The 19383-nt window shown below is 71.9% G+C and carries 16 protein-coding genes; 8 read left to right on the top strand and 8 right to left on the bottom strand.

Annotated features, from left to right (window positions below; translation table 11 throughout):
- The first annotated feature begins 34 nt into the window (after positions 1-34).
- Positions 35-793, top strand: coding sequence for an IclR family transcriptional regulator (locus ABZX10_RS00965; RefSeq protein ID WP_355533570.1), 759 nt, complete (start codon positions 35-37; stop codon positions 791-793).
- A 50-nt stretch (positions 794-843) separates the two neighbouring features.
- Here ABZX10_RS00965 and ABZX10_RS00960 read toward each other — a convergent pair whose 3' ends face one another.
- From ABZX10_RS00960 to ABZX10_RS00950, 3 genes are read right to left on the bottom strand one after another with little or no spacing between them, the layout of a single operon-like run.
- Complete coding sequence (locus ABZX10_RS00960; RefSeq protein WP_355533568.1) at positions 844-1527, bottom strand: nuclear transport factor 2 family protein; 684 nt, start codon at positions 1525-1527, stop codon at positions 844-846.
- Positions 1528-2292, bottom strand: coding sequence for a glucose 1-dehydrogenase (locus ABZX10_RS00955; protein ID WP_355533566.1), 765 nt, complete (start codon positions 2290-2292; stop codon positions 1528-1530).
- A gap of 5 nt (positions 2293-2297) precedes the next feature.
- Positions 2298-3188 (bottom strand): 3-oxoacyl-ACP reductase, encoded by an 891-nt coding sequence (locus ABZX10_RS00950; RefSeq protein ID WP_355533564.1) that lies wholly within the window; start codon positions 3186-3188, stop codon positions 2298-2300.
- 118 nt (positions 3189-3306) lie between these two features.
- Between ABZX10_RS00950 and ABZX10_RS00945 the strand changes: the two genes are divergently transcribed.
- The 4 genes from ABZX10_RS00945 to ABZX10_RS00930 are packed head-to-tail and all read left to right on the top strand — an operon-like array spanning position 3307 to position 8808.
- Positions 3307-4488 (top strand): acyl-CoA dehydrogenase family protein, encoded by a 1182-nt coding sequence (locus ABZX10_RS00945; protein WP_355533562.1) that lies wholly within the window; start codon positions 3307-3309, stop codon positions 4486-4488.
- Positions 4489-4509: 21 nt separating this feature from the next.
- Complete coding sequence (locus tag ABZX10_RS00940; protein WP_355533560.1) at positions 4510-5592, top strand: acyl-CoA dehydrogenase family protein; 1083 nt, start codon at positions 4510-4512, stop codon at positions 5590-5592.
- Entirely contained in the window at positions 5589-7232 is a 1644-nt protein-coding gene (locus tag ABZX10_RS00935; RefSeq protein WP_355533558.1) for a GMC family oxidoreductase N-terminal domain-containing protein, read from the top strand. Before ABZX10_RS00940 ends, ABZX10_RS00935 begins: the two co-directional genes overlap by 4 nt.
- Before the next feature lies 1 nt (position 7233).
- Positions 7234-8808, top strand: a complete 1575-nt coding sequence (locus tag ABZX10_RS00930) for a long-chain-fatty-acid--CoA ligase (protein ID WP_355533556.1) — start codon at positions 7234-7236, stop codon at positions 8806-8808.
- Here ABZX10_RS00930 and ABZX10_RS00925 read toward each other — a convergent pair.
- A complete protein-coding gene (locus ABZX10_RS00925; protein ID WP_355533554.1) occupies positions 8794-10308 on the bottom strand; it encodes an ATP-dependent DNA ligase in 1515 nt (504 codons plus the stop codon). The genes ABZX10_RS00930 and ABZX10_RS00925 overlap by 15 nt on opposite strands.
- A gap of 106 nt (positions 10309-10414) precedes the next feature.
- Between ABZX10_RS00925 and ABZX10_RS00920 the strand changes: the two genes are divergently transcribed.
- Together ABZX10_RS00920 and ABZX10_RS00915 are read left to right on the top strand one after the other, a co-directional pair.
- Positions 10415-11443, top strand: a complete 1029-nt coding sequence (locus ABZX10_RS00920) for an ATP-binding cassette domain-containing protein (protein WP_355533552.1) — start codon at positions 10415-10417, stop codon at positions 11441-11443.
- 41 nt (positions 11444-11484) lie between these two features.
- Positions 11485-12261, top strand: coding sequence for an ABC transporter permease (locus ABZX10_RS00915; protein ID WP_355534063.1), 777 nt, complete (start codon positions 11485-11487; stop codon positions 12259-12261).
- A gap of 30 nt (positions 12262-12291) precedes the next feature.
- Here ABZX10_RS00915 and ABZX10_RS00910 read toward each other — a convergent pair whose 3' ends face one another.
- Positions 12292-15510, bottom strand: coding sequence for a BTAD domain-containing putative transcriptional regulator (locus ABZX10_RS00910; RefSeq protein WP_355533550.1), 3219 nt, complete (start codon positions 15508-15510; stop codon positions 12292-12294).
- Positions 15511-15538: 28 nt separating this feature from the next.
- Positions 15539-17119 (bottom strand): succinic semialdehyde dehydrogenase, encoded by a 1581-nt coding sequence (locus tag ABZX10_RS00905; protein ID WP_355533548.1) that lies wholly within the window; start codon positions 17117-17119, stop codon positions 15539-15541.
- A gap of 45 nt (positions 17120-17164) precedes the next feature.
- Here ABZX10_RS00905 and ABZX10_RS00900 point away from each other — a divergent pair, with 45 nt between their 5' ends.
- On the top strand, positions 17165-18184 hold the full coding sequence (locus ABZX10_RS00900; protein ID WP_355533546.1) for an LLM class F420-dependent oxidoreductase: 1020 nt from the start codon (positions 17165-17167) through the stop codon (positions 18182-18184).
- A gap of 3 nt (positions 18185-18187) precedes the next feature.
- Here ABZX10_RS00900 and ABZX10_RS00895 read toward each other — a convergent pair whose 3' ends face one another.
- Together ABZX10_RS00895 and ABZX10_RS00890 are read right to left on the bottom strand one after the other, a co-directional pair.
- Positions 18188-18874 (bottom strand): hypothetical protein, encoded by a 687-nt coding sequence (locus ABZX10_RS00895; protein ID WP_355533544.1) that lies wholly within the window; start codon positions 18872-18874, stop codon positions 18188-18190.
- Positions 18875-18883: 9 nt separating this feature from the next.
- Positions 18884-19381, bottom strand: coding sequence for a PPOX class F420-dependent oxidoreductase (locus ABZX10_RS00890; protein WP_355533542.1), 498 nt, complete (start codon positions 19379-19381; stop codon positions 18884-18886).
- Positions 19382-19383: the final 2 nt, after the last annotated feature.

Raw genomic sequence — 19383 nt, 5'->3', positions numbered from 1 at the left:
AACGGCGCACGTCCCCGGCTGGCAGACTGAGTCCATGTGTCCCGCTGAGCGGAACGACGGCGCCACCGTCGACCGGATCGCCGCCGTGTTGGCCGCTTACCGGCCCGGTGACGGCGGCCTCGGCGTGTCCGAGCTGGCGCGGCGCACCGGCCTGCCGAAGTCGACGGTGCACCGCCTGACCGGACACCTCGTGGCCGCGGGACTGCTCGCGCGGTCCAGCACGGACCTGCGGCTCGGGCTGCGGCTCTTCGAGATCGGGCAGCTGGCCACCGGGCACCGGGACCTCGTCGACGCCGCGCGGCCGCTCCTCGCCGACCTGCGATCCGGTACCCGGAACACGGTTCACCTGGCGCGGCTCGAGGGCACCGAGGTCGTCTACTTCGAGGTCCTCCCGGGACCGGACGCGCCGAACCTGCCGTCGCGGGTCGGCGGGCGCATGCCCGCGCACGCCACGGGCGTCGGCAAGGCGATCCTGGCGTTCTCGGACGCCGCGGTCGTGGAAGGCGTGATCGCGACCGGCCTGCCCCGGCTGAGCACCCGGACCATCACCTCGCCGGCGATCTTGCGCCGCCAGCTGCAGCGGGTCCGCGACGACGGCGTCGCCTACGAGCGAGAGGAATCGAGCGCGGGAACCGTCTGCGTCGCCTGCCCGGTCCTCGACGCCGACGGTGCCCCCGTCGCCGCCGTCTCCGTGGCCGGATGGAGCAACCGCATGCGCCCCGACCGGGTCGCCCCCGCGGTTCGGGCCGCCGCTCTCACGCTCTCCCGCGTCGCCGCCCGCCGCCCCGATTGAACACTGTTACGAACGGTGAATCAGCAGGTCACGGTGGGCATGAACGGTGTTCAATCAGGGAGGTGGACGATGACCGTCGGCTCCCGTCCGGACAGGTCGACGAGGGCCACGCCGCGGCGGGCACCGTCGCACACGGTGGCGGTGACGGCCGTGCCGGAGGCGAGGACCTTGCCCACCTGCAGTCCGCGCAGGTGCAGGAGCTCGGTGGCCCGCCTCCGGCCGCGTCCGCCGACGCCGCGCACGCCGCCCAGGAACGCCAGCGCCGCACGGGGACCGAGAGTGCGGAACAAGCGCGGTCCGAGCAGGGCGCCCGCGGCGAGGCCGCGCGGCCCGGAGAGCAGCAGCTGCGCGATCATTCCGCGCAGTTCCCAGTGCGCGTACAGCCCGGTGATCGCGGCGCCGCCGGGACCGTCGGCGACGGCGTACCGCAGGTGCATCGGGATATGCAGCGTAACACCGGTACTCATGGTGGTGTGCACGGTGAGGTCGCGGATCATCAGGCCCCGGGCCGGCAGGATCACGTCGTGCTCGACCTCGAAGACGATGGTGTTCGGGGCGATGAACATGTCGTAGAACCGCGCGATCGCCGCGGGCGTCGTCTGCGGCGGGGGCCCGACGGGGTCGTGCACGACCCCGTCGGGCGCGAACAACGCTGTCCATGCCGCCTTGTCATGCGCGGCGACGGCGGTGGGCGAGGCCTCGACGACACGCCGGATCTCTTCAGTGCCGGGCATTTACAGCTTCAGCGCGTGGGTCGCGGTGGCGCCGCCGTCCGCCACGAACTCGGCGCCGGTGCTGTAGCTCGCCTCGTCGGAGGCGACGAACAGCACGAGTGCGGCGATCTCGTCGGCGCTGCCCTGCCGCCCGATCGGCAGCCGCTGCTTGAGCCAATCGGTCGGCGGTTCGTTGCCGCCCAGCGCGTCCGCCACCATCGCGGTGTCGACCATGCCCGGATGCACGGAGTTGACCCGGATGCCGTACTGCCCCAGCTCCATCGCCGCGGACTTGGTCATGCCGCGGATCGCGAACTTACTGGCCGTGTACGCGGTGAGATAGGGCATGCCGCCCAGCCCCTCGACGGACGACGTGTTGACGATCGACCCTCCGCCCGCGGCCTTCATCGGCTCCACCGCGGCGCGCATGCCGAGGAAGCAGCCGAACTGGTTGATCCGGATGACCCGCTCGTAGTCCGCAAGGGAGGTCTGCTCGAGGGCCGAGAAGAACAGCACGCCGGCGTTGTTCACCAGCACGTCCAGTCCTCCGAAGCTGTCCTGCACGACGGCGACGGCGGCCGCCCAGTCCTCCTCGCTCGTCACATCGAGGTGCCGGTACACGGCGGCGCTGCCGAGCTCGGCGGCGAGCTCCTCGCCCTGGTCGTCCAGCACGTCACCGAGCAGCACCTGCGCGCCCTCCGCGACGAACCGGCGGGCCACCGCGGCGCCCTGTCCCCGTGCGGCGCCCGTGACGAGCGCTCGCTTCCCCGTGAGCCTTCCGGTCATGGCGATCACCCTTCCAACTGTGCTGCGACGAACATGCGGTCGTCGCGGTCCGCGAAGTAGCCGCCCACAGCTTCGGCGAGACCGGCCTCGTCCCACTGGCCGCCGTCGGCGTCGAACCTCCGCTCGAGCGAGGGCGGGGCCATGAGCGCCACCATGCCCCCGTGCACGACGAACACCTGCCCGTTGACGCGTCCGGCCTCCGGTCCGGCGAGGAAGCGCACGAACCGCGCCACGTGATCGACGGACAGGGGGTCGACGGCACCGTCGGGCGCGTCCCCGAAGACGCCCTCGGTCATGGCCGTCCGCGCGCGGGGGCAGATCGCGTTGGCGCGCACGCCGTACCGCCCGAGCCCGCGAGCCGTGGCGATCGTCAGGGCGGCGATCCCGGCCTTGGCCGCCGCGTAGTTGGGCTGGCCGACCGAGCCGAACAGGAAGGCCTCCGAGGATGTGTTGATCACGCGCCCGTAGACCTCCCCGCCGGACGCCTTCGCCGCGTCCCGCCAGTACGCGGACGCGTTGCGCGAGAGCAGGAAGTGCCCGCGCAGATGCACCCGGATCACTGCGTCGAACTCGTCGTCGGTCATGGAGAAGATCATCTTGTCGCGGCAGAACCCCGCGTTGTTGACCACGATGTTCAGCCCGCCGAGCCGCTCGGCGGCGGCCATCAGCGCGTCGGCCGTCTCCCGGTCGCCGGAATCGCCGAGTACGAGCTCGGCGCGGCCGCCGTCGGCCCGGATCGACGCGACGACCTCCTCCGCCGCGGGCGAGACATCGCCCACCACGATCCCGGCGCCGCCGCGGGCGAGCGCCAACGCCTCGGCGCGGCCCAGCCCGGCGCCCGCGCCGGTCACGATCGCGACCTTGCCGTCCAGGCTCGCCACCTGTGCCTGCGTCATGTTCCACCCTTCGATGCAAGAACCTGTTCACTGCGGAGCTCATACGCCCTCAACAGGAAAATACTGCCGAGACCGCTGTTTCGTTCCGCTTTTCTAGAACTTGTTCTACAGTGGCGCCATGCGGATCGACTATGCGCCGGAACAGCAGGAGCTGCGCGCGGAACTGCGCGGCTACTTCGCCCAGCTCATGACACCCGAGCGCCGCGAGGCCCTGCTCGGCGCCGGCGGCGAGTACGGCGACGGCGAGGTCTACAAGGAGATCACCCGGACGCTCGGCAAGGACGGCTGGCTCGCGATCGGGTGGCCCGAGGAGTACGGCGGGCAGGCCCGCCCGATGCTCGACCAGCTGATCTTCACCGACGAGGCCGCCATCGCCGGGGTGCCCGTCCCGTTCCTCACCGTGAACACCGTCGGCCCCGCGATCATGGCAGGCGGCACGGCCGAGCAGAAGGCGGACCTGCTGCCCGGGATCGCCGCGGGCGAGACCCACTTCTCGATCGGCTACTCCGAGCCCGAGGCGGGCACCGACCTGGCGGCCCTGCGCACCCGGGCCGTGCGCGACGGCGACGACTACGTGATCAACGGCCAGAAGATGTGGACCTCGCTCATCGAGTACGCCGACTACATCTGGCTCGCCGCGCGCACCGACCCGGAGGCGCAGCGCCACCGCGGCGTGTCGATCATGGTGGTCCCGACCGCTGCCGAGGGCTTCTCGTGGACCAAGGTGCACACGGTGGCCGGGCCCGGCACCTCCGCCACCTACTACCAGGACGTCCGTGTACCGGCCACGGCGGTGGTCGGCGAGCTGCACGGCGGCTGGAAGCTGATCACCAACCAGCTCAACCACGAACGCGTTGCGCTGACCTCCGCAGCCCCGCTGCTGGACTCGGAACGGCAGGTGCGGCACTGGGCGCAGAACACCAAGCTGGCGGACGGCTCGCGCGTCATCGACGCCGAGTGGGTCCGCACCCACCTGGCCCGCGTCTACGCGCACGCGCAGTACCTCAAGCTGCGGAACTGGAAGATCGCCTGGGCCGCGGACCACAGCGAGCTCGGCCCCGCCGACGCCTCCGCCACCAAGGTCTTCGGCACGGAGTACGCGACCGAGGGCTACCGGCTCCTCATGGAGGTCCTCGGCACCGCCGCGATCGTGCGCGCGTGCTCGCCCGGTGCACTCCTGCGCGGCCGGATCGAACGGCTGCACCGCAGCTCCCTGATCCTCACCTTCGGCGGCGGTACGAACGAGATCCAGCGAGACCTGATCGCCGGAGCCGGGCTCCGGCTGCCGGTCAGCCGCTAGGACGTCAAGGAGACACACGACATGGATTTCACCGTCCCCGAGGCACGCACCGACCTCGCCGAGCTGACCCGGCGCATCGTCGAATCGTGGCGGGACAAGACGCCCCGCCCGACCGATTCCGGTCTCGACCAGGAGCTCTGGGCCGCACTGGCACGGTCGGGCGTGCTCGACGCAGCACTCCCCACCACGGTGGGCGGCGGCGGGCTGGGCCTGCTGGCCCACGCCGCGGTCCTGGCCGAGCTCGGTCGCGTCGCGGCCCCGGCGCCCTACCTCGACACCGTCCTGGTCGTCGCCGAGAGCATCGCCGAGTCCGGGAGCCCGGAGCAGATCGAGCAATGGCTGGTTCCGCTCGTGCGCGGACGGTCCACGGCCGCAGTCGCCTTCGGCGACGCGTTGAGCGGTTTCACCGCCCGCCCGTCGGGTGACGGCTGGCGGCTCGACGGTGCCCAGGCCGCGGTCTCCTCCGCCGCCTTCGCCGATCTTCTCGTCATCGAGGCGGCGACGCAGGAAGGTCCCGCGCTCTTCCTACTTCCGCGTGCCACGGCCGGCCTGTCCGTCACGGGCCAGCACGTGGGGAACGGGACCGACGCCGCGATCGTCGAGGCCGATGCCGCACTCGTGCCCGCGACGGCACGACTGGGCGGCGCCGACACGGCGGCGCGCGCTCGCCGTCGCGCCGTGATCGGATGGTGCGCGCTGCAGGCCGGCATCACGGAGCGCGCGCTCGAGCTCACCGCCGACTACGCCCGCACCCGTGAGCAGTTCGGCAAGCCGATCGGCAGCTTCCAGGCGGTCCGGCAGCGCCTCGCCGACGCCTACATCGACGTCGAGGCCGTCCGGCTGACGGTGCTCGAGGCCGCCTGGCGCGAGTCCGAAGGCCTCGATGCAGCGGCCGAGATCGCCACCGCGAAGTTCTGGGCCGCCGAGGCCGGACACCGGGTGGCGCACACCGCGGTGCACGTGCACGGCGGCGTCGGCATCGACACCGACCACCCCACCCATCGCTACTTCGTGGCGGCCAAGCGCGCGGAGTTCGCGCTCGGCGGCGCGACGGCCCACCTCCGCGCCCTCGGCGCGACCCTCGCCGGAAGGAACCCCGCATGATCCGCAAGAAGTACAAGACCACGACCTCCGCCGTGTCGCCGAACGAGGCGGTCGACTACATCGTGATCGGTTCCGGCAGCGCGGGTTCCGTGGTCGCCGGACGGCTCGCCGACACCGGCGCCAGCGTCGCGCTGCTCGAGGCGGGCCGCAACGACAACACCCGGCTCGCCCAGGTCCCCGGCATGATCTCGATGGTCCACACGGTGCCGCAGCTCAAGGCGCGGGTCGCCTGGAAGCAGTATTCGACCCCGCAGAAGTTCGCCAACGACCGCCGGATCCCCATGACCCGCGGCAAGGTGCTCGGTGGATCCAGCTCGATCAACGGCATGCTCTTCGTGCGCGGCAACCGCGCCAACTACGACTCGTGGGCCGCCGAGGGCGCCACCGGCTGGGACTACGCGGGCGTGCTCCCCGCCTTCAAGCGCCTCGAGAACTGGGAGGACGGCGCCACCGACCTGCGCGGCGCCGGCGGCCCCATCGAGGTGACCCGGCAGGCCCACCTCACCGACGCCACGAGGTCCTACATGGGGGCGCTCTCGTCCACGCTGAACGCGCCGATGATCGACGACTACAACGGCCCGTCCCAGGAGGGCGTGAGCGTCTTCCAGCAGAGCGCCGCCGGCGGCACCCGGTTCAGCTCCGCGCACGGCTACCTGCGCGAGGCCCGCCCGAACCTGCGAGTGCACGTGAACGCCCACGTCAAGCGCGTGGTGATCGAGAACGGCCGCGCCACGGGCGTCGAGGTGCTGGACGGGAACGCCGTGACCACGATCCGCGCCAACCGCGAGGTCATCGTTTCGGGTGGCGTCATCGGCTCGCCGCAGATCCTCATGCTGTCCGGCATCGGGCCCGGTGCGCACCTGCGTGAGAAGGGAATCGACGTGCACGCCGACCTCCCGGTGGGCCAGAACCTGCACGACCACCTGTTCGTCCCGCTGACCTTCCTCATGAAGGACGCCGTCCACAAGGGCACACCCGCGTACTTCTCGAAGGGCCTGGCGAAGGAATGGCGGAGCCCCGGCCAGAGCTTCATGGCGAACACCGTCTTCGACGCGGCGGCGTTCGTGCGCACCTCCTACGCCAAGGACATTCCCGACCTGCAGATCCACTGCCTGCCGTGGAACTACCCGACGCCGAACCAGGACGCCGACAAGCTGCACATGGTCGACCCGCGGCCGGGCCTGACGATCCTGCCCACGCTGATCTACCCGCAGAGCCGCGGCGAGCTGCGGCTGAATTCGGCGAACCCGCTCGAGCAGCCGTCGATCGACCCGGGATACCTCAGCGATCCGCAGGACACCGAGGTGCTCATGGAGGGCATCGGCATGATCCGCGAGGTCATGCGGCACCCGTCGGTCTCGCCGATGGTGACCGAGGAGTTCACGCCGGGCGCCGCCTTCATGGACGATGCCGCGCTGCGTCGCGAGCTCCCGAACCGCGTGCACTCGGTGTACCACCCGGTGGGCACCTGCCGCATGGGCACCGATGAGCGGTCCGTCGTCGACCCCGAGCTGCGGGTGAACGGGATCGAGGGGCTCCGCGTCGCGGACGCCTCGATCATGCCGTCCATCACCGGCGGCAACACGAATGCGCCGTCGTACATGATCGGTGAGATGTGCGCGCGGTTCCTCGGCGCCTGACGTGACCGTGCTCCCCACGGTCGCCGACCTGCTGCTGGCCCGCGCCGATGATCCCGGCGCGGGCCTGCGGGCGGGCGATCGCACGTGGAGCTGGGCGGAACACGTCGCGGCGTCCGCGGTCCGCTCGTCCATCCTGCGGGAGCTCCTGCCCGACGCCGCCGGAGGCGGCAACGGTGGCGGAGCTGCGCCCCGGCACGTCGGGGTGCTCGCGGACAACGTCCCCGAGTTCTCCCTCCTGCTCGGTGCCGCGGCCCTGTCGGGCACGGTCGTCGTGGGTCTCAACCCCACTCGGCGCGGCGCCGCCCTCGCACGGGACGTAGCGCTCGCCGACTGCGGCGTCGTCCTCACCCAGGGCCGGCATGCGACGCTCCTCGACGGCCTCGACCTGGGCGTCCCGATCATCGACCTCGACGGTCCGCGGTGGGCCGCGCTCCTCGACGCGCACGCGGGCGCCCCGCTGCCGACCGCCGGCGTGACCACCGACAGCCTGCTCGCCCTCGTCTTCACCTCCGGGACCAGCGGTGAGCCCAAGGCCGTGCAGGCCACCCACGGCAAGTTCACCGGCGCGGGAATCATGCTGGCGCAGCGGTTCGGGTTGAGCGGCGACGACACCGCCTACGTGGCGATGCCGCTCTTCCACTCCAACGCGCTCCTCGCGGGCTGGGCGGTGGCGCTGGCCGCGGGCGCGACCATCGCTCTCGCGGAACGTTTCTCCGCATCGGCCTTCCTGCCCGACGTGCGCCGGTACGGCGCCACCTACGCCAACTACGTGGGCACGCCCCTGTCGTACATCCTCGCCACCGACGAACGGCCCGACGACGCCGACAATCCGCTGCGCGTCCTGTACGGCAACGAAGGCCGCGCCGAGGACATCGCCGCATTCGCAACGCGGTTCGGCTGTCACGTCCAAGACGGCTACGGCTCGTCCGAGAACGGCGTCGCGATCGCCCGCACGCCGGAGACCCCACCAGACGCGCTCGGTCCCCTGCCCGACGGGGTCGCCGTCTGGAAGCCCGGCACCACGCAGGAGTGCCCGCGTGCCGTGACCGACCCGGACGGGGCGCTCCTCAACGCCGACGAGGCGATCGGCGAGTTGGTGAACACCGCGAGCACCGGCGGATTCTCCGGCTACTACAAGGATCCCGCTGCGGACGCCGCCCGCTCCGACGGCGGCGTCTACCGCACCGGCGATCTCGCCTACGTCGACGAGGCGGGCTTCGTCCACTTCGCCGGCCGCACCGGCGACTGGATGCGGGTGGGCGGCGAGAACCTGGGAGTCGCCCCGATCGAGCGCGCGCTGCTCCGCCACCCCGCGGTCGCCGAGGCCGCGGTCTACGGGCTGCCGGACCGCGTCGGCGACCAGGTGGCGGCGGCACTCGTCCTCGCACCCGGCGCGGACCTCGCCCCGGCGGAGTTCGCCGCGTTCCTGCGTGCACAGCCGGACCTCGGACCGCGGCAGTACCCGCGCCGCTGGCGGGTCGTCGACGAGCTGCCCCGGACCCCGTCGTTCAAGGTGCTCCGGCGGGCCCTCGTTACCGACGGAATCGACGCCACCGAGCCGCTACCCGGGCAGTAGCGCCCGCACCGCGTCGATCGTGTCCGCCTCCGCGGCGGACTTGTCCGGGCGGTAGCGCAGCACCCGCGCGAAACGCAGCGCGACGCCGCCCGGGTACCGGCGCGAGACCTGCACACCGTCGAGTTCGATCTCGACCACGATCTCGGGCCGCAGGAACACGGTGTGCCCGTCCCGATCGCGCTCGTGGAGCGGGAACTCCTCGGTCTGCCAGCGCAGCAGCGCGTCGGTGAGCCCCTTGAAGGTCTTGCCCACCATCACCGGATCGCCGCCGTCGGGATCGCGGGCACCCAGGTGCAGGTTCGACAGCATCCCGGTGCGGCGGCCGTAGCCCCATTCGGCGCCCAGCACCACCAGGTCCAAGGTGTGGGTCTGCTTGACCTTCTGCCACGCGCGGCCCCGGCGGCCCGCGGCGTAGGGCGAGGCGAGCGCCTTGATCATGACGCCCTCGTGCCCGGCCGCGAGAGCGGCCCCGTAGTGGGCAGCGGCCTCGTCCGGCGTGGGCCGGGCCAGGGCGGGGATGCGCAGCGGGCCCGCGACCGTGTCCAGCGCGTCGAGCCGGACCGATAACGGCTCGTCCAGCAGGTCGCGTCCGTCGAGGTGCAGGCAGTCGAAGAAGAAGGGCCGCAATACCGCCGGGCCCTCCGCCGCGCCGAACCGGCTCATCGTCTCCTGGAAGGGTCGTGGCCGGCCGGCGTCGGTCAGGGCCAGCGACTCCCCGTCGAGCACGACGGAGTCGCACGGCAACTCTCGCGCCAGCGCGACGATCTCGGGCACCGCGTCGGTGATGTCGCGCAGCGTTCGGGTGTAGACGCGGACCTCGTCGCCGACCCGGTGCACCTGGATCCGGGCGCCGTCCAGCTTGAACTCGACGCTCACCTCGGATCCCAGATCGGCGAGCGCGGCCTCCACGCCGTCCGCCGGTGAGGCGAGCATCGGCGAGACACCGCGCAGCACCTCGAGGCCGCACCCGGCGAGTTCCTCGGCGCCGCCGCGCAGGGCCGCAGCGGCGGTGTCGGGCAGCGATCCGGAGAGCATGGCCGCGCGACGCACCGTCTCCAACGGGACTGCGGCGGCGCGCGCCACCGCGTCGGTCACCACGCCCGCGAGCGCGCCTTGCCGCAGCTCCCCGGTGACGAGCCCGACCAGGAAGCGCTGCTCGGCCGCCGTAGCGCGGCCGAGCACCCGGGCGAGGACGGCGTCCCGTCGGGCCACTGAGCCGGCGCCCGAGGTCCCGGCCAGCTCGTCCAGCGCGCAGGAGACCTCCTCGACGCTCAACGACGGCACGGATGCGGGCTCCAGGCCGTCGACGGTGCGCCCGACGGTGCGCCACCCCGCGCCGAGGCGGCCCTGCAACAACCCGCCCGACAGCCACGCGACGACCGGCCGCACATCCGTGACCCCGGCGGCGCGGATCACGGCCGCCAGCGCGGCGATCTTCGCAGTGCGCGAACGGGTGCCCGCGACCTCAGCGGATGCGGCGACGACCTCGGCGAACAGCACCCCACCATTGTCGCGCAGACCCCTGACATCGTCGTGCGAACGCCACGACAGGCGACGTCAGTCCTGTGCAAGGTCCACGACAGCGACGCGATGCATCGTGATGAGCATGACGATCACCCAGATGAGGACCGGCCACGTCCCGGCCTCCCCCACCGACCTCGCGATCGACGCCCGCGGCCTGGTCAAGCACTTCGGTGCCACCCGCGCCGTCAACGGCGTCGACCTGCAGGTACCCACCGGCACCGTCTACGGCGTGCTCGGCCCCAACGGCGCCGGCAAGACCACGACCATCAGCATGCTCGCGACCCTGCTCAAACCCGACGCCGGCAGCGCCCGCGTCTTCGGACACGACGTGGTGACCGAAGCCACCCTGGTGCGCTCGCTCATCGGCGTCACCGGGCAGTACGCTTCCGTCGACGAGGACCTCACCGCGAGCCAGAACCTCGTGCTCTTCGCCCGGCTGCTCGGCAAGAGTCGCGCCGCCTCGCGGGCGCGCGCCGATGAGTTGCTGCACGCGTTCGGCCTCGAGGACGCCGCGAACCGTCCGCTCAAGGAGTTCTCCGGCGGCATGCGGCGTCGGCTCGACCTCGCGGCCAGCCTCGTCGACACGCCGCCGCTGCTGTTCCTCGACGAGCCGACGACGGGCCTCGACCCGCGCACCCGCTCCCAGATGTGGGACACCATCCGCGATCTCGTCGCCCAGGGCTCGACGGTGCTGCTCACCACGCAATACCTCGACGAGGCCGATCAGTTGGCGGACCGGATCGCGGTGATCGACCGCGGGCTGGTCATCGCCGACGGGACGGCCGACGAGCTCAAGGCCTCGGTCGGCTCCGCGACCCTGCAGCTCACGCCCGCCGACCGCGCGGACGCGCCGACGGTGGCCCGCACCGTCGAGCGGATCCTCACGGAGACGGCGTCGTTCAGCCCCGAGGCCGCCCGCGTGACGGCCGCGCTGCATCGCCCCGACCTCGTCCCCGACCTGCTCATCGCCCTCCGCGAGGAGGGCGTCGCCATCGAGGAGATCGTCGTCTCCAAACCCAGCCTCGACGAGGTCTTCCTCACCCTCACCGGCCGCACCGACGACAGTTCGGAGGGCTCGGCCGCCACCGACACCGCCCAGGAGGCGTCATGACCACCACCCTGACCCCTGCACCCGGCAGGACGCCGGAACGCATGGCCGCGAACCGCATCGGCCTCACCGAGACCGTCCGGCAGTCCTTCACCATGGGCTGGCGCGGCCTGCTGAAGATCCGGCACAACCCGGAGCAGCTCTTCGACGTGGTGCTGCAGCCGATCATCTTCACGCTGATGTTCACCTACATCTTCGGCGGCGCGATCAGCGGCGACGTGCAGCACTACCTGCCCGTGATCATCCCCGGGATCCTCATGCAGACGGTGATCGTGGCCTCCATCGTCACCGGCACCCAGCTGCGCGAGGACATGGACAAGGGCGTCTTCGACAGGTTCCGGTCGCTGCCCATCGCCCGGATCAGCCCGCTCGCGGGCGCCCTCCTCGCCGACGTCATCCGCTACCTGATCGCCACCGCCATCACGTTCACCGTGGGGATCGCGATGGGCTGGCGGCCCGACCCGGTGGGCGTCGTCGCCTCGACCGCGCTGATCCTGTTCTGCGCCTTCGCGGTCTCGTGGATCTTCGCGCTGATGGGCTGCCTCATGAAGAAGGCCACCGCCGTGCAGGGCGTGTCGATGATGATCATGTTCCCGCTGACCTTCCTGTCGAACGCGTTCGTCCCCGTGAACACGATGCCGGGCTGGCTGCAGGCCTTCGTCACTGTCAACCCGACCAGCCACCTGGTGACGGCGATCCGCGAGCTGTGCGACACCGGCCACGCCGGGGTCCACGTCCTGTGGAGCCTGGTCGGCGCCGTGGTGCTGATCGCGGTGTTCGCGCCGCTCGCCGTGCGCGCCTACATCCGGAACGCCCGCTGACGTCGTCCACGACGGTGCCCGACCGCCGCGCTACGCCCTCCGGCGCAGCGCGGCGGTGGTCTCGCGCAGCAGGCGCACGGCCCTCGACCGGGACAGCCCGGCGATGCGGTCCGCCTCGGCACGCCACCGCTCGTCCGGGAGGTCCGACGGTGCCGCGAACCGTTGCAGCGCTGCGTGCATGACCGGGTAGTCCTGGCGTGCACCGAGCCTGCGCGCCAGGCTGATCAACACGGCGGCCTCCTCCGACTCCGGCGCCGTGGCGACCAGGTACGAGCCCACCGCGAGCGCCATCGTCGCGGCCTGTGGCAGATCCCAGTAGCCGGTGATCCCGAACATGGCCTCGTCGCCGGCGATCAACGCCGCGACCAGTTCCCGGCCGGTCTCCGCTGCGCCGCACTCGACGACGCCGAGCAGCGCCGTGGCGACCAGCATCTCGCCACCCGGATCCCTGCCGCCGTTGGGGATCCGGCGCACCAGCAACTCACCCGCCCGTCGGTACAGCGTCGCGTCGGGCGCACCGCGGAGCCGCGCCAGTTCCGCAGCGCCGATCAGCACCGAGGCCGCGACCTCGGGTCCGCCGTCCGGATCGGGCCCCTTGGGGTGCCAACCGTCCTCGAGCATCCGCTGCAGGGAGGCCGCCTCGTCGATCCGGCCGAGGCAGCACAGGCCCGCCACCAGATACGCGGTCGCCTGCTTCCCGTCCTCGTCCGCGCCGATCGAGGCCAGCTTCTCGGCGGCGATCCGGTAGCACCGGACGGCCTCCTCCCAGTCGGCGCGCTGGCCGTACACGCTGCCGGTGCTCATCGCCAGCATCGCATCGGCCCAGGCGTCCCCCGCGTGGCCGAGCGCGCTGATCGCCTGCGAATCCTGAAGCGCGCCGACGAGATCCCCGCGGTTCTCCCGCAGGTTCATCCGGGCGGCGAGCGCCGGCAGGCGGACCTCGTCCGCCGGAGAGTCCACGCCGGCGACGACGAGCCGCAGCACACCGGTCACGGAGTGCTGGAGGAACAGTGCACTGAAGTAGTCCATGGGTCGGTTCAGCAGCAGGTCCGAGCGGTAGAGCCGGCGGACCATGGTGCGACCGCGCGCCAGGTGCCGCGCCCTCGGGTCGACGCCCGGCGCCGCGCACGAGGCGAGCAGCGTGGCCTGCCACAGTTCCCGCTCCTCCTCGTCGACGCCCTCGGCCAGGGCGGCGCGCGGATCGGGGAGTGCCCCGACGATCCGGTGGCCGATCTCCTGGACCTGCCCGTGCAGGCTCCGCATGGACCACAGGCCCGCGATGAGGGGGAACACCCGGATCACGGTCCGGGTCGCAGTGGCGTCGCCGGCGACCATCTCCGCGACGGCGATACGGAGCACGAAGACCAGGTTCTCGATGTCCTCCGCGAGGCGCCCGATGACGCCGTGCCCGCCGACGGAACGGTACTCGCGCCACATCCGAACCGCCACGTCGGCCGCCCACACTGCCATCGCCGCGTCCACGTCCGCCGATTCCGAGCCCGACCGCACCGTCGGGCCGCCCTCGGCGAGGCGTTCCTCGCCGAACTCGCGGACCGTCTCCAGCATGCGGTACCGGGTGCGACCGCCGTTCTCCGTGACTCGGAGGAGCGACTGGTTCGCGAGCGAGGCCAGCGCGTCGTCGAGCGCCAGCGGATCGAGCCCCGTCGTGGCGGACGCCGCCTCGGCGTCGAATCCCGCCGGGAACCGGCACAGTCGGCGCAGCGACAGCTGCGCGTCGGGCTCGAGCAGGTCCCAACTCCATTCGATGACCGCGTGCAGCGTCCTATGCCGGTCCGGCGCCGAGCGATCCGCCGACCGCAGCAACGCGAATCGCTGCTCGAGCCGCGCGGTGATCTCCTCGACGCCGAGGGTCCGCACGCGCGCCGCCGCCAGCTCGATGGCGAGCGGCAGGCCGTCCAGCCGGCGACACAGCTCGGCGACCGCCTCCACGGGGAGCCACACGTCGGGGCGCACGGCGCGGGCGCGCTCACCGAACAACTCGACCGCCGCGGAGCCCGCGCCCTCGGTCCCGAGCTCCGGGAGGGGGTGCACCCACTCGGCGCGCAGCTGCAACGGCGAGCGGCTGGTCGCGAGCACGGTGACCCCGGCCGCCCCTGCGACGAGATCCGTGACGACGTCCGCACAGGCGTCCACGACCTGCTCGCAATTGTCCAGGACGAGGAGGCACCGTCGGCGCCCGAGGTGCTCCAGCAGACGCTCCCCCAGATCCCGGATCGTCATGCGGGGCAGGCCGTCCGCACCCAGATCGGGTTCGGCGAGCCCGAGCACGCGGGCGATGGCGGGGAGCACGCCGTCGGCGGATCGGACCGAGGCGAGGGGCACGTAGTAGACCGCGGTGCCGGCTCGCGCGAGCGCAGCGCCGACGGCCTCGGCGATGCGGGTCTTCCCGACCCCGCCCGGCCCGAGCACTGTCACTATCCGACGGTCCGCGAGCAGGTCGACGAGCTCCGCGACCTCATCGTCGCGGCCGATGAGCGGTGTGACCTGGGCCGGGAGGCCCACCGCGCCCGCACTGGCCGACGGTGCCGGGCCCGCCCCGGCCAGCAGGGCCCGGTGCAGGCTCGTGGCCTCGGCGCCGGGGTCCGTGCCGAGCTCGGTGATCGCGACGCGCCGCAGCTCCGCGTACGCGGCGAGCGCCTCGGACGTGCGCCCCGCGCCGGCGAGGGCGCGCATGAGCAGCACACGGGCCGATTCGTCGAGCGGATCGGCCGCGATGCGACGCTCCGCGATCGCCTGCGCCGCCGGATGATCCCCGGTCTCAAGGGCATCGGCGGCGACGCGGGTCTCGAGCCGGTCGAACGCCGATGCCGCGCGGCGGGCGAGGTGGGTCGAGGGGCCGAGGCCGTCGAGATCGTCTCCGGGTGCGCCGCGCCAGAGCCGCATCGCGACGACGTGCCCCTCGCCCTCGCGCACCGCGGCCTCGGCGCGGGCCAGATCGGTGTCGGCATCGAGCCGGTAGCCGCCGGCGACCGCCTCGATCGTGACCGGCCGGAGCAGCGTGCGCAGGCGGGAGATCTGCGTGTGCAGCGCCGCGTGCGGGGACCTCGGGGGCTCGTCGCCCCACACCTCATCGATGAGACGGTCCGCGCTGACCGGGCGGCCGTCCGCGAGGACGAGGGCCACCAGCAGGCGCCGGGCCCGAACGCCCGGTACCGAGCGACCACCGACGACGACCGGTCCGAGGACGCCGATCATCGCCGCTTCGTCGGGGGCGCTGCCGTCGTGCACCCGGCCAGCGTAGTCGCGTGGCGCGCGGTCAGCGGATGCGCAGCTTGCGCATCCAGCGCAGCACCTGAACGGTCTGCTGCGCGTACTGCGTGTAGTTCTGTCCCGGACGCACGCCGTAGACCTGCTTCTTCAGCGTCGCGAGGTTGGTGGTGTCGGTGTACTTGAGCAGCCCCGCGTCGCCGTGCCGGACACCGACCCCCGAGGCCTTCCATCCCCCGGACGGGGTGCCCTTGCTCGCGAACGAAGCGGCGAAGCCGTCGTTGATGTTCACGTTGCCGGCCTCCAGTTGTGCGCCGATCCGCGCCGCACGCTGGAGATCCTTGCCCCACACGCTGGCGTTGAGGCCGTAGCGGGTGTCGTTCGCGAGGCGGATGGCCTCGTCCTCGCTCGAGTAACGGAACAGGGCGACGACGGGGCCGAAGGTCTCGGCCGTCGCGAGGTGCATGTCGGGGGTGACGCCGGTGAGCACCGTCGGGGCGTAGAAGGCGGGGCCGACGTCCGTGCGCTCCCGCCCGCCGCACAGCACGGTGGCCCCCTTGGCGCGCGCGTCCTCGACGTGCGCCGATACCCGACGCAACTGATCGGGCGAGGCCAGCGAACCCATGTCGGGGTCGTAGTCGTACGTCGCGCCCAGCTTGAGTGCGCCCGCGGCGGCCACGAAGCGACGGGAGAACTCGTCGAAGATGTTGTCGTGGATGTACATCCGCTCGATGTGCATGCAGGCCTGGCCGGCGTTGGCGAAGACGGCGAAGATCGCCGAGGTGATGGCCTCGTCGAGGTCCACATCGTCGAGCACGATCATGGGGTTCTTGCCGCCGAGCTCGAGGCTGCAGCCGATGAGGTTGCGCCCGGCTCGCTCGCCGACCGTCGTGCCCGTGGCGCTGGACCCGGTGAACATGACGAAGTCGGACTCGTCGATGAGGGCGGGCCCGACGTCGGGCCCCTGGCCGCAGACCACCTGGAACAGCCCGTCGGGCGCGCCGGCGCGGCGCAGCAGCTCGACACCGTAGAGCGCGGCGAGGGCGGTCTTGTTGTCGGGCTTGAGCACCACGCCGTTGCCCGCGATGAGGGCGGGGATCGCGTCCGAGAGGGCCATCGCGAACGGGAAGTTCCACGGCGCGATGACGCCGATGACACCCTTGGGCCGGTGCAGTTCCACCGAGTTGCTCAGCACCGGCACGGGGCCGCCGCGACGGCGCGAGCGCAGCAACTTGGGCGCGGCCCTGAGGTAGTGACTGATCACCATCGGGACGTCGCAGGACTCCTCGAAGGCCATCCGCCGATTCTTGCCAGTGCCGCCCTGAATGAGATCGACGAGGAGCTCGTTGTTCTCGAGGATCAGCTCGTGCAGTCTTCGGAACACGGCGAGCCGGTCGTCGAGCGGGCGCTGCGCCCACTGCCGCTGCGCCTCGCGCGCGGTGTCGAACGCCGCGACCACGTCGCTCGGAGTGGACTGCGGGAGCGCGCCGATCGCCGCTCCCGTGAAGACCTCGGTCATGGTGAACGGGTCGCGACTGCCGTCGGCCACCACGAGCGCGGTGAGGCGCTCGATGAGCTCGTCCGTGACGCGCGCGGGCAGGGTGTGCTGAATCTGCGTGGGCGAAGCCATACCGAACTGTAACCCAAAACCTAGAACTTGTTCTAGATTCGAGGAATGGTCAACGATCTCAATCTGGGCATCAACCTCGGCTACTGGACGCGTGGGCCGGAGGACCACACCGACACCGTCGTCGCCGCCGACGGCCTCGGCTACGACTACGTGTTCACCGCGGAGGCCTACGGCTCCGACGCCTTCTCGACGCTGGCCTGGTACGGGTCGCGGACGAAGCGGATCAAGCTCGGCACCGCGGTGGCGCAGATCCCCGCGCGCACGCCCACCGCGACGGCGATGCACGCCCTGACGATCGACGGACTGTCCGGCGGCCGCATCGTGCTCGGCCTCGGCGCTTCCGGACCTCAGGTCGCCGAGGGCTGGTACGGCAGTCCCTTCCCGAAGCCGCTCGCGCGCACCCGCGAGTACGTCGAGATCGTGCGCCGCGTCATCGCCCGCGAGGAGCCCGTGACCAGCGCCGGCCCGCACTACCCGCTGCCGCTGCCCGGCGGCACGGGGCTCGGGAAGCCGCTCAAGTCCATCGCGCTGCCCGTCCGCCCGCGGATCCCGATCTTCCTCGGTGCGGAGGGCCCGAAGAACGTGGCGCTGTCCACCGAGATCGCCGACGGCTGGCTGCCGCTGTTCGTCGATCCGCAGCAGGTCGAGTCGGTCTTCGGCGAGTCCCTCGCGGGTCGCTCCGCGGATTTCGAGATCGCCGCGACCGTGTCGGTGATCGTCTCCGACGACCTCGACGCGGCGCTCACGCAGGCGAAGATCCCGCTGGCCTTCTACATCGGCGGCATGGGCCACAGGTCGACGAACTTCCACCTGGACCTCATCGGCCGCTTGGGGTTCGCCGACGCCGCAGTGGCCGTGCAGGAGAAGTTCCTCGCCGGCGATCGCGCCGGCGCCATCGACGCGGTCCCCGACGAGTTGGCGGACTCCATCGCCCTGCTCGGCTCCATCGATCGGATCGCCGAACGTCTGGAGCTCTGGCGGGATTCCCCTATCACGACGCTGCTCTTCAGCGGGGTCCGGGACGAGCCGACCCTGCGCGCGCTCGTCGAGGCCGCCCGGGCCTGACGGTCACCGTCGACCGAAGGTGAAGGCGAGGTCCCAGGGGTCGATGTCCCAGCGGCTGATCGCCTCGATCATCACCGTCGGGGCGGTCGCGACCGTCTCCGGGCCCGACGGTGCGCTGATCGTGGCGGTCCGGTCCCACTCGTCGACGTAGGGTGCCCACAGGTCCGAATCGCGGGGCGGCGGAGAGGTCTCGACGACGGTGACGAAAACGCCCGGCTCCGTCCCGGCGGGCAGCACCGCGAAGAGGCAGAAGGGTTCTCGTCCGGCGTCCCGAGCACCCCGCTCGACCACGAGGTACTCGTCGGTGGCGGCGCAGTGCTCGACAGCACGGGTAAGCACCTCGCGGAAGTCCTCGAAGGTCGACCGGGAGGGCCGCTTCTCGGGCCCGAGCGCGACGACCTGCTCGGCCATGGTCAGGTTCCCGTCGGCGCCCCGCATCGGGCCTCGAGGACGGACGAGGAGCGCACCGTCGGACTCGCTCAGGCGCGCCGCCTCGCGGTACCGGTTCTCCTTGCGGGATGCGCGTCCGATCCGGCCGGTGGCCTGAGCGTCGCGGATCCACGCGTCGTCGGGCACCGACCAGAGGCGGGAAGCACCGTCGTCCGACCAGGTCCGGACGAGCCCCCCGACGCACGGGCTGAGTTCGACGAGGCCGGTGGAATCATTCCGCTGTGCATGCGATCCGGGCACGCCCGCCCCCTACAGGAACGCCGCGGTCGATCCGCTCACGGGCATCTCGGGCATCCCGAGCTTGCGGTGGTCCCAGCTGCGCACGCGGTCGGCGCGCAGCCGCACCGCGACGCGCTTGTTCATCATCGCGTCGATAGCGGGCTTGAGCTCCTCCGAGTACGGGCCGAAGTAGCGCTCGTAGACCTGTTCGCAGACGGCGCGCACGGTCGCCTCGTCCTCGACGATCTCGGCCGTGCCCTCGAACGTCACGCCGCGGAGCTGATCGTAGGACCGGCCCGACTCGATCGACGCGCTCATCGCCGGGTTGCGGCGCAGGTTCACGACCTTCTGCGACTTCGCCTTCGTCTCGATCCAGAGATCGCCGTCGATCACGGCGTACCACATCGCCACGAGGTGAGGCACCCCGCTGGAACCGACCGTGGCGATGGTGGCGGTCCGGCTGCGCTCGAGGAACTCCTCGACCTCCGCCTCGGACATCTGGATCTGGCCGCGCTGATTGTTTCCCATGG

This window comes from Tsukamurella sp. NPDC003166 (assembly GCF_040611135.1).
Taxonomy (GTDB): Bacteria; Actinomycetota; Actinomycetes; order Mycobacteriales; family Mycobacteriaceae; genus Tsukamurella.
This window is presented reverse-complemented; position numbering and strand designations above follow the sequence as displayed.

Bases quoted from the DNA above. Each gene is read 5' to 3' on its own strand.
- ABZX10_RS00915 (WP_355534063.1), top strand. From the start codon at position 11,485: ATGGCCGCGAACCGCATCGGCCTCACCGAGACCGTCCGGCAGTCCTTC.
- ABZX10_RS00950 (WP_355533564.1), bottom strand. From the start codon at position 3,188: ATGACGCAGGCACAGGTGGCGAGCCTGGACGGCAAGGTCGCGATCGTG.
- ABZX10_RS00960 (WP_355533568.1), bottom strand. From the start codon at position 1,527: ATGCCCGGCACTGAAGAGATCCGGCGTGTCGTCGAGGCCTCGCCCACC.
- ABZX10_RS00890 (WP_355533542.1), bottom strand. From the start codon at position 19,381: ATGGGAAACAATCAGCGCGGCCAGATCCAGATGTCCGAGGCGGAGGTC.
- ABZX10_RS00905 (WP_355533548.1), bottom strand. From the start codon at position 17,119: ATGGCTTCGCCCACGCAGATTCAGCACACCCTGCCCGCGCGCGTCACG.
- ABZX10_RS00940 (WP_355533560.1), top strand. From the start codon at position 4,510: ATGGATTTCACCGTCCCCGAGGCACGCACCGACCTCGCCGAGCTGACC.
- ABZX10_RS00965 (WP_355533570.1), top strand. From the start codon at position 35: ATGTGTCCCGCTGAGCGGAACGACGGCGCCACCGTCGACCGGATCGCC.
- ABZX10_RS00920 (WP_355533552.1), top strand. From the start codon at position 10,415: ATGACGATCACCCAGATGAGGACCGGCCACGTCCCGGCCTCCCCCACC.
- ABZX10_RS00900 (WP_355533546.1), top strand. From the start codon at position 17,165: ATGGTCAACGATCTCAATCTGGGCATCAACCTCGGCTACTGGACGCGT.
- ABZX10_RS00945 (WP_355533562.1), top strand. From the start codon at position 3,307: ATGCGGATCGACTATGCGCCGGAACAGCAGGAGCTGCGCGCGGAACTG.
- ABZX10_RS00955 (WP_355533566.1), bottom strand. From the start codon at position 2,292: ATGACCGGAAGGCTCACGGGGAAGCGAGCGCTCGTCACGGGCGCCGCA.
- ABZX10_RS00935 (WP_355533558.1), top strand. From the start codon at position 5,589: ATGATCCGCAAGAAGTACAAGACCACGACCTCCGCCGTGTCGCCGAAC.